The following is a 12,641-nucleotide window of genomic DNA, read 5'->3' as shown; positions in this document are numbered from 1 at the left end:
GATCAGACGACCCCCTTCGCCCGCAGTGCGGCCACTTCTGCTTCGTCCATCCCGAGCACCTCGCGCAGGACTTCGGCGGTGTGCTCACCCAGGAGCGGCGGCGCGCCGCGGTAGGCCGGGGGCGTGGCCGACAGCCGCATGGGGTTGGCGACCTGGGGCACGTCGCCGAGCCGCTCATGGGGCAGGTGCAGCGCCATGTCGCGGGCGCGTACCTGGGGGTCGGCGAAGACCTTGGAGAGAGGGTTGATGGGGCCGCAGGGGACTCCGGCCCGCTCCAATGCGACGATCCAGGCGTCGGTGCTGCGCGTGCGGGTGAGCTCCTGCAGGCGCGGGATCAGCTCGGCGCGGTGGGCGACGCGCGCCGGGTTGGTGGCATAGCGCGGGTCGGCCGCGAGTTCCGGCACCCCTGCTTCGGCACAGAAACGGGCGAATTGACCATCGTTGCCGATCGCCAGGATCATCCAGCCGTCGGCGGTGGGAAAATCCTGGTAGGGGACGATGTTGGGGTGCGCATTGCCCAGCCGCGGAGGATCCTGGCCGGTGGTGAGGTAGTTGAGCGCCTGATTGGCGAGGCAGGCGACCTGCACGTCGAGGAGCGCCATGTCGATGTACTGGCCGCGGCCACTGCGTTCGCGCCAGGCAAGCGCGGCGAGGATGGCATTGGCGGCGTAGAGCCCCGTGAGGATGTCGGTGAGCGCCACGCCCACTTTCATCGGCCCGCCGCCGGGTTCGTGATCGGGGCGGCCCGTGATGCTCATCAGGCCGCCCATGCCCTGGATGAGAAAATCGTACCCCGCCCGAGGCGCGTAGGGGCCGGTCTGGCCGAATCCGGTGATGGAGCAATACACGAGGCGGGGATTGCGCGCCGAGAGGCTGGCGTAATCCAGGCCGTAGCGTGCGAGCGCTCCCACCTTGAAGTTCTCGATGACGACGTCGGCTTCTTCGGCGAGCCGCCGGATGAGCTCCTGGCCTTCGGGGCGGGTGAGATCGACGGTGAGCGAGCGCTTGTTGCGGTTGGCACACAGGAAGTAGGCGGCTACTTTTTCCCCGTCTTCACCGTTTCCCTTCCACCACGGCGGGCCCCAGGTACGGGTGTCGTCGCCGCTGCCGGGTTTTTCGATCTTGATGACGTCGGCGCCCAGATCGGCGAGCAGCTGGCTCGCCCAGGGGCCGGCCAGCACGCGCGAGAGATCGAGCACGCGCAGGTGGGAGAGGGCCTGATCCATCGTCGCGATTCCCCGGCTCAGTTGGCAAAGGCGGCGATGCCGGTGATGGCTCGGCCGAGGATGAGGGCGTGGATGTCGTGCGTGCCCTCGTAGGTATTGACCACTTCGAGGTTGACGAGGTGGCGCGCCACGCAGTATTCATCGCTGATGCCATTGCCGCCGAGCATGTCGCGGGCGGTGCGGGCGATGTCGAGCGCCTTGCCGCAGGAATTGCGCTTGACGAGGGAGGTGAGTTCGACGGCGGCGATGCCTTCGTCCTTCATCCGGCCGATGCGCAGCACCGTCTGCAACCCGAGGGCGATCTCGGTGCACATGTCGGCGAGCTTTTTCTGGATGAGCTGGTTGGCGGCGAGCGGCCGGCCGAACTGCTTGCGTTCGAGCACGTAGTTGCGGGCGGTCTCGTAGCAGGCTTGGGCCGCGCCCAGCGCGCCCCAGGCGATGCCGAAACGGGCGGAGTTCAGGCAGGTAAAGGGGCCCTTGAGGCCGCGGACTTCGGGAAAGGCGTTCTCTTCGGGAACGAAGACTTCGTCCATGACGATTTCGCCGGTGACGGAAGTGCGCAGCCCCACCTTGCCGTGGATGACCGGCGCCGAGAGCCCCTTCCAGCCCTTCTCGAGGATGAAGCCGCGGATCTGCCCCTCGTCGTCCTTGGCCCAGACGACGAAGACGTCGGCGATAGGGCTATTGGTGATCCACATCTTGTTGCCCGAGAGCAGGTAGCCGCCCTCGACGCGGCGCGCCCGGCTTTCCATGCCGCCGGGGTCGGAGCCGTGGTTGGGCTCGGTGAGCCCGAAGCAGCCGATCCATTCGCCGCGGGCGAGTTTGGGCAGGTACTTGCGCTTTTGCGCTTCGGTGCCGAATTCGTGGATGGGGACCATCACGAGCGAGCTCTGCACGCTCATCATCGAACGGAAACCCGAGTCGACGTATTCGATTTCGCGGGCGATGAGCCCATAGGCGACGTAGTTGAGTCCCGCACCACCGTATTCTTCGGGGATGGTGGGGCCGAGCAGGCCGAGTTCGCCCATCTCGCGGAAGATCGCCGGGTCGGTGTGTTCGTGGCGGAAGGCATGCTGGGCGCGGGGCTGGAGTTTTTCCTGGGCGTAGGCGCGGGCGGTGTCGCGCACGAGGCGTTCCGTTTCGGTGAGCTGGGTGTCGAGCAGCAGCGGGTCTTGCCAGTCGAATGCGGCGCGGGGGGAGGGCATGGCGATCTCCTTCGGTGGGGTAGATGTGATGTTTCGGTATGGTATAAAGGGAATCTTCTGCCGGCAAGCGCTTTTTATGCATCGACCGGTGCGTTTTGCTCACTTCGCGGCATTGGGGTATGCGCAAGAGAATCCCTTCGACGATGGCGCTGACGGCGTTCGAGGCGGCGGCGCGCCATGAGAGTTTCACCCGGGCGGCCGAGGAACTGGCGCTGACGCAGAGCGCCGTCTGTCGCCAGATCGGGGCGCTGGAAGACTTTCTGGGGGTGGCGCTGTTTCGCCGCACGCGGCGCGGGGTGCAACTCACGGAAGCCGGCCGGGCCTACAGCCGCCAGGTGGCGCTGCGACTCGAGGCCCTGGAGCGCGACACGCTGGCGGTGATGTCCGGCCAGGGAGCGGGTACGCTGGAGCTCGCCGTGGTGCCCACTTTCGCCACCCGCTGGTTGCTGCCTCGCCTGGGCGCGTTTCGCGCGCTCCATCCCGAGGTGGTGATCCACATGGAGACGCGCACCCGCCCTTTCCTCTTCGCCGATACGCCGTTCGATGCAGCGATCTATTTCGGCGAAGCGGGGTGGCCGGGGACGGAAGCGCATTTCCTGATGCCGGAATTCCCCGTGCCGGTGTGCAGCCCGTCATTACCGGGGGCAAGGCCGGATCTTTCCCCTCAAGAGGTGGCTCGTCTGCCGTTGCTGCAGCAGAGCACCCGTCCCTATGCCTGGCGGCAGTGGTTCGAGGCCGCGGGCATGCGGGTGGCGCACGACCTGTCGGGGATGCGGCTCGAATTGTTCTCGATGCTGGCCCAGGCGGCGATCGAGCGCATGGGCGTGGCCCTCATCCCGCCTTTCCTCATCGAACGCGAGCTCGCCGCGGGCGAACTGATGATTCCCTGCAACCGCAGCTTCGTGAGCCGCCGCGCTTATTACCTGATCGTGCCCGAGCGCAAGGCCGAACGTCAGGCACTGGCAGTATTTCGCCAATGGCTGGTCGAAGAGGCGGGACGCAGCCACGAAGCGGTCCGGGACGCGGCGGTGGCTGGCGGCGAAGGGCAGTGCTAAGATATGCCGAGGGCCGTCTGGTCCGCGAGGATTCCCTACCACGAGGAGGAACGAGATGACGATACGCACGCGTTTGGTGGAATACACGCACGAAGGCACGACGCTCGAAGGCTTCCTGGCGTGGGATGACGCGATCACCGGCAAGCGACCGGCCGTGGCCGTGGTGCATGCCTGGGCCGGGCGTACCGCCTTCGAGTGCGAGAAGGCGCGCCAGCTCGCGATGATGGGCTACGTCGGCTTTGCCGTGGACCTGTACGGCAAGGGGGTGCTCGGCAAGAGCAAGGAAGAGAACGCGAAGCTGATGGCCCCCTTCGTCGAGAATCGCGCGAAGCTGCAGGGGCGTATCGCCCAGGCGATCGAGACCCTGCGGGCGCAACCCGAAGTCGATGCCGAAAAAATTGCGGCGATCGGCTTCTGTTTCGGCGGGCTCACGGTGCTCGATCTGGCGCGCACTGGGGCCGACGTGCGTGGGGTGGCGAGTTTCCACGGCCTCTTCACGCCGCCGGGCAATACCGCGGGCAAGAAGATCAAGGCCAAGGTGCTGGCGCTGCACGGCTGGGACGATCCCATGGTGCCGCCGAACATGGTGGTGGACTTCGCCAAGGAAATGACGGAAGCCGGCGCCGACTGGCAGCTGCATGCCTTCGGCAACACCATGCACGCCTTTACCCTGCCCGAGGCAAACGACCCGTCCTTTGGGACGGTTTATGAGCCCAAAGCCGATGCGCGCTCGTGGGCGATCCTGCGCGAGTTCCTGCACGAGATCTTCGCATGAGGCGTGCGCCGCGGCGCTGACCAGACGGTGGAATCGCGCGTCCCTTATGTGATCGTCGGCGTGTTCGTCGTCGTGGCGCTCACGGCCCTGGCCGGTTTAGGCCTGTGGCTGGGCGCCGACGTCGATACCCGCCGCTATCTGCCCTACCGGGTGCTGACCACCGAGTCGGTGACCGGCATCAATCGTGGCAGCTTCGTGCGTTACCGCGGTGTCGTCGTCGGACGGGTGAAGGGGGTCACGCTCGTCGATTCCGAGCGCGTGGCGATCGACCTCGATATCGTCGAAGGAACGCCGATCAAGACCGACACCAAGGCGACGATCTCCAGCCAAGGCCTGACGGGCTTGTCGTACATCGAATTGTCCGGCGGCTCGGTCGAGGCGCCGCCGCTGCTGCCGGGGCCGGACGGCACGCCGGCGGTGATCACCGCGGCGCCTTCGCTGATGCGCCGGCTGGACGTGGCGCTGTCGCAGAATCTGGAGCAGGTGGCGGGGGTGATGCAGCAGCTGCACAAGCTCCTCTCCGACGACAACCTCGCCAACCTCACGGCGACGATGGCCGACGCGCGCCGTTTCACGGCTGCGCTCGCTGCCCAGGAGAAACGCATCGATGCGCTGGCCGCTTCCCTCGAGAAGGCGGCAGCGCAGGCACCGGAACTGGCCGCCGACGGGCGCCGGACCTTGCGCGAGGCACAGGCGCTTCTGGCGGAGCTGCAGCGCACGGCCGCGGCCCTGCGAGAGGCCACGGTGGCGGCGCAGGGAGAATTGCAGGCGGCGCGCCGCGGGCTGCAACCGGAGGCGGAGGCGGCGCTGCAACGCTTGGAGGCGTCGATGGCCCGGCTGGAGCGCTTGAGCGCTTCGCTCGAGGAGCGGCCGCAGCGTCTGCTGTGGGGCGATCCGCCGGAACGGCCAGGGCCAGGGGAGTGAGCACGATGAGCGTAAGGGCGGTTGCGACGATAGGGGTCGTGAGCTTGGCGTTGGGCGCTTGCGCCATGGGCCAGCAAGGGTCTTCGCAGGCGCCGGCGCGGCTGTCGCTGGAGGCGGCGGCACGCACGGCTGGGCAAGGAGGAGAGTCCTCCGCCCCGCCGCAGGCCTCTTCGTCCCTGACGGTGCAAGTGAGCGCGCCGTGGGTGGCGCCGGCCTTCGCCGGAGAGCGCATCGCCTACCGGCGCGAGCCGCTGCGCCTGGAGTATTACACCCTTAGCCGCTGGGCGGAGCCGCCGCAGGAGGCCGTAGCGGCGGTACTCACGCGCCGCCTCGAGGAAAGCGGCGCATTTCGCGTGGTGCTGCCGCCGCAGGCGCGTCTGTCGGCCGATCGGCGGCTCGCCGTCGACCTAGAGCTCTTGGAAGAACGGGTTCCGCCGGTCGGACCTGCCCCTTACGGCGAAGCGGAGGTGGCGCTGCGGGCGCGCTGGGTGCAGACGAGCGACGGTCGGGTACTGGCGAGCAAGCGCTTCGCCGCCACGGCGCCCGTGACCCAGCCGAACGCCGAAGGGGCGGTGGCAGCGCTCGGGGAGGCGCTCGCGCGCGTGAGCGAAGAGGTCGCGCGCTGGACGTTGGCCGTGGAGGCGCAAGGGCGATGAGCGCCGGGGCACTGGTGGCAGCGGCGCGCCGCCTGCACGAGCGCACGGCGGCGCTCGAGTTCGGCCCGCCGGTGACGCACGTCTATGCCCCGCTCGACTACGCCTGGGCGGTGCACGAGCAATACCTGAGCCGCTATGGTGAAGGGCCCAAGCGCGTGCTTTTCCTCGGCATGAATCCCGGGCCGTTCGGCATGGTACAGACGGGGGTGCCGTTTGGCGAGATCGCGGCGGTGCGCGACTGGCTGGGACTGGATGCGCCGATCGTGCGCCCGGTGCGCGAACACCCGCAGCGCCCCATCGAAGGCTGGGCCTGCCGGCGATCCGAAGTCTCGGGGGCGAGGCTGTGGGGGCTTTTCCGCGAGCGCTTCGGCACTGCGGCAGCCTTTTTCACCGAACATTTCGTGGCGAATTACTGCCCGCTTGCCTTCTTTGCCGGCACGCGCAACTTCACGCCGGACAAACTGCCCGCCGCGGCGCGCACGGCGCTGCTCGCGGCCTGCGACGCGCATTTGCGCGAAGTGGTCGAAGCCTTGAGGCCGCAATGGGTGATCGGGGTGGGCGCCTGGGCGGAGCAGCGTGCGCGGGAAGCGCTCGAGGATCTGCCGGTTCGCATTGCCCGTATCCTGCACCCGAGCCCGGCGAGCCCGGCGGCCAATCGCGGCTGGGCCGAGCAGGCGCGGGAGACGCTGACCGAACTGGACGTGTGGCGCTAGGGGCGATCCGTCTCCTTGGCCGCCCTTTGCGATGCGGCTCTCAGCGACCGGCCTGAGCGACTCGGGTAGGAGCCTTGGACTTGGCTTTGTCGTTGTCTTTGGCTTGGGCTTTGGCCTGAACGCCGTGCGGTGCCGCGGCAGGCTTCTCGTTCTTCGCCTGAACCACGGGTTTGGCGGGCGGCTTGCCGCTGGCCTTGGCGGTCTGTACGGTGTTCTTCCCCACCGGGGAGCGTGACGCGGGCGTTCGGCTCGCCGTCTGCGTGTGGACCGTAGGCGTGGCGCGCCCCTGAGCCGTGGGTGCCGCGGTTTTGCGGGTTTTGTCGTTGCGTGCGACGACGCGGTTGGCCGAGGGAGCCGCTTTGGCGGGCTTGGCCTTGCTGCTGCCCCCCTTGTTGGGTGCGACGCCGGCCGCGAGCAGAGGAGCGGCCGCGGCGGCCGCCGTTTCGAGGGAATCTTTGCCGTGGGAAGAAGGAGTTTCCTGGCTTTCTTCCTTGGCGGCGAGTTCGAGCGGCGCGTGGCTCATGCCGCCGACGCGACCTCCGGCGATGAAGCGCTCGCGCCAGTAGTCCTGCTCGAGCGTGTCGATGGAGACGGTGCGGCCGCGCCGAGGGGCGTGGATGAAACGGCCGTTACCGAGGTAGATGGCGACGTGGTTGATCGAGCGGCTGCGGCGCCCGGTCTTGAAGAAGAGGAGATCGCCTGGCTGAAGCTCGCTGCGCGAGACCCGTTCCGTGGCGTTGTACATGTCGCTGGAGGTGCGCGGCAGGTCGATGCCGACGCTGGAAAACGAATATTTGACGAAACCGCTGCAATCGAGGCCTTCTTCAGGGAGGTCCCCTCCGTTGCGGTAAGGTGTTCCCTGCAAGGAGAGGGCGGTCTCCAGTGCCCGAGCCATGCGACCGGGTTTGACGTCGGCGCTCAGGGTATAGTCGGGACTGCGGTAGATGGGGGCAGAGAGAAAGACGTCGAGCGCGTCTTCCGCTGCCTCTTCGTCTTCTTCCTGGGTGGCGATCTCGTTGCCGCTGGTTAGGGCATACTGAGAAGAATCATCGGGGCGTGTTGCTTGTTGGGTGAGGGTGCAGGCGCTCAGCAGACCGAACGCCATCGCCAGAAGGCTCAGCCGCCACAAGGGCTGGGTCACTGGTGTCGGCATGGCAGACCCTCCGACCAGAAAAGGATAATTGCCAATTATGCAACGAAACGTACGAGATGCAAACCTCGCCCGCTCCCCGTCGCGGCTGGTGGTGGCGGTGACCGGCGCTTCTGGTAGCGCCTTGGCGCTGGAACTGCTGCGCTGGCTGCGCGAGGCGACCGATTGGGAACTGCACGTGGTGGTGTCGGCAGCGGCGCTGCGTACCGCCCGGCTCGAACTGGGCGTCGGGCGCGAGGCATTCGCGGCGCTCGCCGATGCGATGTACGCGAACAAGGACATCGGCGCATCGATCGCCTCGGGTTCGTTCGCCACGCTCGGCATGGTAGTGATCCCTTGTTCGATGAACACCCTGGCGGCGATCGCCCACGGTCTGGGGGACACCCTGATCGCACGGGCGGCGGACGTGACGCTCAAGGAGCGCCGGCGCTTGGTTCTGGTGCCGCGCGAGACGCCCTTGAACCTCATTCACCTACGCAACATGACGGCGGTGACCGAGGCGGGTGCGGTGGTGGCCCCGCCCGTGCCGGCGTTCTATCTGGGGGAACTCACGCCGCAGCGGCTGGTACAGCAGATCGCCATGCGGGTGGCTTCGCTCTTCGGCGTGGCACCGGCGCCGTGGGCGCAATGGACGGGCGAAGAGTGAGGCTCAGGCGGCGGGCAGGGCGGCGTTGAGTTTTTCGAACGCCTCGCGCAGCCGCGCCGGCTCGTCGAGCTTGAGCAGGCGCTGCACCTTGGGAGTGAGTTCGTTGATGTCGGCATGAAGCAGGCGCTGCTTCACGCCGAGCACCCGCTCGGGGTGCATGGAAAATTGCCGCAGACCCATACCGAGGAAGAGCCAGGTGTATTCGGCGTGGCCGGCGAGCTCCCCGCACAGGGATACGGGCAGGCCGTTCTTGGCGCCGAACTGGATAGTGCCGGCGATGAGCCGCAGTACGGCCGGATGCAGCGGGTCGTAGAGATCGGCCACGGCATCGTCCTGCCGGTCGATGGCCAAGGTGTACTGGATGAGGTCGTTGGTGCCGATGGAGAGGAATTGCACGCGCTTGAGGAAGATACCAGGCGCGAGCGCCGCGGCCGGGATTTCGACCATGGCGCCGAGTTCGACGTCTTCGGCGAATTTCTTCCCTTCGCGCTGCAGCTGTTCCTTGGCGCGGGCAAGCAGCTGCAGTGTCTGGTCGATTTCGTGGGCGTGCGCCACCATGGGCAGCAGGATCTTGAGCTTGCCGTGCACCGAAGCGCGTAGCAGCGCCCTCAGCTGGGTGAGGAAAAACGTGGGCTCGGCGAGGCAATAGCGGATGGCCCGCAACCCCAGGGCGGGATTGGGCTGCACGCGCGAGGTGTTCGGCTCGAAATCCTTGTCGCCGCCCAGATCGAAGGTGCGGATGGTGACCGGCTTGCCTTTCATGCTCTTGAGCACGTCGCGATAGGCTTCGTACTGTTCGTCTTCGCTCGGCCGATCGAGCCGGTCGAGGAAGAGGAATTCGGTGCGGTAGAGCCCAATGCCATCGGCGTTGACGCGCTGCACGAGCTCGAGGTCGCTCGGTGTCTCGATGTTGCACAAGAGCTCGATCGGTGTGCCATCGAGCGTGACGGTGGGGGCGTCTTTCAGGCGGGCGAGCCGCGTGCGCGAGATCTCCAGCTCGGCCTTGCGCAGGCGGTATTCCTCGACGATGCTGGGATGGGGATTGACGATGGCCACGCCCCGCGCGCCGTCGATGATGACGAGATCGTCTTCTTCGAGGAGCTGGCGCGCGAGCCGCACACCCACCACCGCCGGCAGCTGCAGGCTGCGCGCGACGATGGCGGTGTGGGAGGTAGGGCCGCCGACGTCGGTGAGAAAGCCGGCGATGTGCTGGCCGCGAAAACCGATGGTATCGGCCGGCGAGAGGTCGTGCGCCACGACGATGGTGGGCAGATCGTCGCGCCGCGGTTTCGGCGGGCGCGCCAGCCCCAGCAGTTCCTTGAGGAGCCGCTCGACGATCTGGATGACGTCGGCGCGACGCTCACGCAAGTAAGGGTCTTCGATGGTGTCGAACTGCTCGAGCAGCGTGTCGAGCTGCTGGGTGAGGGCCCATTCGGCGTTGATGTGCTGCTGGCGGATGCGATCGCAGGCGGCTTCGATGAGCAGCGGGTCTTCGAGCATCATCGCCTGCAGGTCGAGAAAGGCGTTCAGTTCGGCCGAGGCCTGGCTCGCGGCGGTGGTGGCCTTGAGCGCGGCCAGTTCGGCCTTGATCGCGGCGGCGGCGGCACGCAGCCGGGCGCATTCGTCCTCGACGCGGTTCTCGGGGATTTCGTAATGGCTGACTTCGAGCAGGGCGTGCGAGACGAGGTGCACCCGGCCGATGGCGATGCCGCTCGAGACGGCGAGCCCGTGCAGCGCGAAGGAGATGCCGCCCAAGGGCTCACTCCTCCTCGCCGAAGCGGTTGCCAATGAGCTCGACGATGGCCTGCAAGGCTTCGTCGGCCCGCTCGCCCTCGGTTTCGATCTCGATCTTGCTGCCTTTGGCGGCGGCAAGCATCATCACGCCCATGATGCTCTTGGCGTTGACCCGTCGCCCGTTGCGGCTGATCCAGATCTGGCAGGGAAACTGGCTGGCGAGCTCGGTGAGCTTGGCCGAGGCCCGCGCGTGCAGTCCGAGCTTGTTGATGATTTCGACTTCGGCCTTGGGCATGGTGGTAGCGCCGGGAAAGGAGTCTGCATTTTAGCGAATCTGCGGGGGAAAGGGTTTCTTTTCGTGGAAAGCAGGGTAATGCTAGACTGCGCAAAACGGATGGAAGGAAAGGAGACCATGGCATTCGTCGAGATCGATGGAATTGCGCTGGAATACGAATGGTGGCGGCCGCAGGATGCCGCTGCGGCGGCTTCGCCCGTGGTGTTGCTGCACGAGGCCCTGGGCTCGGTGTCGATCTGGCGCGATTTCCCGCAGCGGCTGGCCGCTGCCCTGCGCCGTCCCGTGATGGCGTACTCGCGCCAGGGCTATGGGCGCAGCGGCCGGGAGGATCGTCCGCGCGGGGTGGATTACCTGCACCGCGAGGCCTTGCATTGGCTGCCGCGGGTGCTGTCGGCGTTGGAGATCGAGCATCCGGTGCTCGTGGGGCACAGCGACGGGGCTTCGATCGCGTTGATCTGCGCCGCTTCCGGTTTGGCACCGCGGCCAGAGGCGGCGGTGCTGATCGCGCCGCACGTCGAGGTGGAACCCGAGGCGATCGCCGGCATCGAGGCGGCCGACCGGCTGTGGCGCACGACCGACTGGCCGCAGCGCCTGGCGCGGCATCAGCCCGATCCGCAGCGCGTGTTCGCCGCTTGGCGTGATACCTGGCGCTCGCCTGAGTTTCGTGCGTGGAACATCGAGGCGGAGATCCCGAAAATCGCCTGTCCGGTGCTGGCGGTGCAGGGTGACCGGGACGAATACGCGACCTTGGCCCAGATCGAGAAGATCGCACGGGGCGCGCCTCGCGGGAAGATGGCGGTATTGCCGCAGTGCGGCCACAGCCCGCATCGGGAGCGACCTGAGGCGCTGATCGCGCTGATTGCCGACTTCCTCCACCAGCTCGACGAGGAACGTACATGAACGGCTGGCCTGCCTGGGTGTGGCTGGTGCTGGGCGTGCTCCTGATGCTCGCCGAGCTGGTGGTGCCTTCTTTCTTCATTTTCTGGTTCGGCTTGGCCGCCTGTGGCGTGGCCGCCGTGGTGGCGATCCTGCCGCAGAGTTCGCTACTTCTGGAGCTCGGTCTCTGGCTGGTCGCTTCCCTGCTGCTCGTGACGGCGTGGTTTGGCTGGCTGGAACCGCGCCGGCGGCGCTCGCGCATCGGGGCTTCCGACGCGGCGGTGGGGGAGATCGGCTGGGTGAGCGAGGCGATCGAGCCGCAGCGGCGAGGAAAAGTGCGGTTCCAGCGGCCGGTTCTCGGGGCGGAAGAATGGCCGGCCTTGGCCGACGAGCCGATCGGCGAAGGCGAGCGGGTGCGGGTGGTGGCGGTCGAAGGGCAGATGGTGAAAGTGGCGCGGCTGCGTCAGGGGCGATCTTGAGGGATGCTTTTTTGCGGGAGGTGGGGAAATGAACGCGAGTCTGGTCGTCGTCGGCGTCTTGCTGCTCTTCGTGGTCGTCACGATCGCCAAGGGGGTGCGTATCGTGCCGCAGGGGGAAGAGTGGATCGTGGAGCGTCTGGGGAAATACCGGACCACCCTGCGGCCCGGGCTCAACATCGTCATCCCGTACTTCGATCGCATCGCCTATAAGCTGGTGACGAAGGATCTCATCCTCGACATCAAGGAACAGGAGGTGATCACGCGCGACAACGCCGTGATCGTCACCAATGCGGTGGCCTTCGTCAAGGTCACCGATCCGGTGAAGGCCGCCTATGGCGTGACGAATTTCGCCGTGGCGATCGAAAACCTCATCATGACGACGCTGCGCTCGATCATCGGCGAGATGGAGCTCGACGAAGCGCTCTCCTCGCGCGAGAAGATCAAGGTGCGGCTGCGTGAATCCATCGTCGATGAGGCGATCGACTGGGGGCTGACGGTGAAGTCGGTGGAAATCCAGGACATTCGTCCTTCCCCGTCCATGCAGCAGGCAATGGAACAGCAGGCCGCCGCCGAGCGCGAGCGCAAGGCCATGGTCACGCGCGCCGAAGGCGAGAAACAGGCGGCCATCCTGGAAGCCGAGGCGCGGCTGGAGGCGGCCAAGCGCGACGCCAACGCCCAGGTGATGCTGGCGCAGGCTTCCGCCGAGGCGCTGCGCCGGGTGGGCGAGGCGGTGGGACCGGATTCCGCCGCCCTGTGGTATCTGCTGGGCGAGAAGTACGTCGCCTCGCTTGAGCGCCTCGCCGCCGGAGAGAACGCCAAGTTCCTCGTCCTGCCGGCCGATCTGCCCCAGGCGGTGGCGGGGCTCTTCGCCCGCGGGGGGCATTGAACCCTTTGCTGGTCTTCGGCG

At 67.2% G+C, this 12,641-nt stretch carries 14 protein-coding genes; 9 read left to right on the top strand and 5 right to left on the bottom strand.

All coding sequences use genetic code 11. The features are described 5' to 3' along the window. Positions 1 to 2 precede the first annotated feature (2 nt). Together OA56_RS01310 and OA56_RS01305 are read right to left on the bottom strand one after the other, a co-directional pair. Positions 3 to 1,226, bottom strand: coding sequence for a CaiB/BaiF CoA transferase family protein (locus tag OA56_RS01310; RefSeq protein WP_461583204.1), 1,224 nt, complete (start codon positions 1,224 to 1,226; stop codon positions 3 to 5). Positions 1,227 to 1,243: 17 nt separating this feature from the next. Next, on the bottom strand, positions 1,244 to 2,431 hold the full coding sequence (locus OA56_RS01305; protein WP_055423340.1) for an acyl-CoA dehydrogenase: 1,188 nt from the start codon (positions 2,429 to 2,431) through the stop codon (positions 1,244 to 1,246). A 119-nt stretch (positions 2,432 to 2,550) separates the two neighbouring features. On the opposite strand from OA56_RS01305, the gene OA56_RS01300 reads away from it, so the two are divergent. From OA56_RS01300 to OA56_RS01280, 5 genes are read left to right on the top strand one after another with little or no spacing between them, the layout of a single operon-like run. After that, the gene (locus tag OA56_RS01300) at positions 2,551 to 3,486 is read left to right on the top strand and encodes a LysR family transcriptional regulator (protein ID WP_055423339.1); all 936 of its coding nucleotides are present in this window, start codon (positions 2,551 to 2,553) and stop codon (positions 3,484 to 3,486) included. Between the two features lie 55 nt (positions 3,487 to 3,541). Next, positions 3,542 to 4,261, top strand: coding sequence for a dienelactone hydrolase family protein (locus OA56_RS01295; RefSeq protein WP_055423338.1), 720 nt, complete (start codon positions 3,542 to 3,544; stop codon positions 4,259 to 4,261). Positions 4,262 to 4,264: 3 nt separating this feature from the next. Then, a complete protein-coding gene (locus OA56_RS01290) occupies positions 4,265 to 5,185 on the top strand; it encodes an MlaD family protein (RefSeq protein WP_055423337.1) in 921 nt (306 codons plus the stop codon). Positions 5,186 to 5,223: 38 nt separating this feature from the next. Beyond that, positions 5,224 to 5,841: an ABC-type transport auxiliary lipoprotein family protein gene (locus OA56_RS01285; RefSeq protein WP_461583203.1), complete on the top strand. Its 618-nt coding sequence runs from the start codon at positions 5,224 to 5,226 to the stop codon at positions 5,839 to 5,841. After that, on the top strand, positions 5,838 to 6,554 hold the full coding sequence (locus OA56_RS01280; RefSeq protein WP_055423335.1) for a uracil-DNA glycosylase family protein: 717 nt from the start codon (positions 5,838 to 5,840) through the stop codon (positions 6,552 to 6,554). Before OA56_RS01285 ends, OA56_RS01280 begins: the two co-directional genes overlap by 4 nt. A 40-nt stretch (positions 6,555 to 6,594) precedes the next feature. Here OA56_RS01280 and OA56_RS01275 read toward each other — a convergent pair whose 3' ends face one another. Then, entirely contained in the window at positions 6,595 to 7,707 is a 1,113-nt protein-coding gene (locus tag OA56_RS01275; protein WP_198289012.1) for a C40 family peptidase, read from the bottom strand. 37 nt (positions 7,708 to 7,744) lie between these two features. Here OA56_RS01275 and OA56_RS01270 point away from each other — a divergent pair, with 37 nt between their 5' ends. Beyond that, a complete protein-coding gene (locus OA56_RS01270; protein WP_055423333.1) occupies positions 7,745 to 8,350 on the top strand; it encodes a UbiX family flavin prenyltransferase in 606 nt (201 codons plus the stop codon). 3 nt (positions 8,351 to 8,353) lie between these two features. Here the strand turns inward: OA56_RS01270 and ptsP are convergent, their stop codons facing one another. Together ptsP and OA56_RS01260 are read right to left on the bottom strand one after the other, a co-directional pair. Then, positions 8,354 to 10,096, bottom strand: a complete 1,743-nt coding sequence (gene ptsP, locus OA56_RS01265) for a phosphoenolpyruvate--protein phosphotransferase (RefSeq protein WP_055423402.1) — start codon at positions 10,094 to 10,096, stop codon at positions 8,354 to 8,356. 13 nt (positions 10,097 to 10,109) lie between these two features. Beyond that, a complete protein-coding gene (locus OA56_RS01260) occupies positions 10,110 to 10,379 on the bottom strand; it encodes an HPr family phosphocarrier protein (protein ID WP_055423332.1) in 270 nt (89 codons plus the stop codon). Between the two features lie 117 nt (positions 10,380 to 10,496). Here OA56_RS01260 and OA56_RS01255 point away from each other — a divergent pair, with 117 nt between their 5' ends. The 3 genes from OA56_RS01255 to OA56_RS01245 are packed head-to-tail and all read left to right on the top strand — an operon-like array spanning position 10,497 to position 12,620. Continuing rightward, positions 10,497 to 11,279, top strand: a complete 783-nt coding sequence (locus OA56_RS01255; protein WP_055423331.1) for an alpha/beta fold hydrolase — start codon at positions 10,497 to 10,499, stop codon at positions 11,277 to 11,279. Next, entirely contained in the window at positions 11,276 to 11,734 is a 459-nt protein-coding gene (locus OA56_RS01250; protein ID WP_055423330.1) for an NfeD family protein, read from the top strand. Before OA56_RS01255 ends, OA56_RS01250 begins: the two co-directional genes overlap by 4 nt. A gap of 28 nt (positions 11,735 to 11,762) precedes the next feature. After that, complete coding sequence (locus OA56_RS01245; protein ID WP_055423329.1) at positions 11,763 to 12,620, top strand: SPFH domain-containing protein; 858 nt, start codon at positions 11,763 to 11,765, stop codon at positions 12,618 to 12,620. Positions 12,621 to 12,641: the final 21 nt, after the last annotated feature.

It is taken from the genome of Tepidiphilus sp. HLB4, from assembly GCF_054823945.1.
Note: the sequence above shows the minus strand (reverse complement) of the source record. Positions and strands in the feature narration are given on the sequence as shown.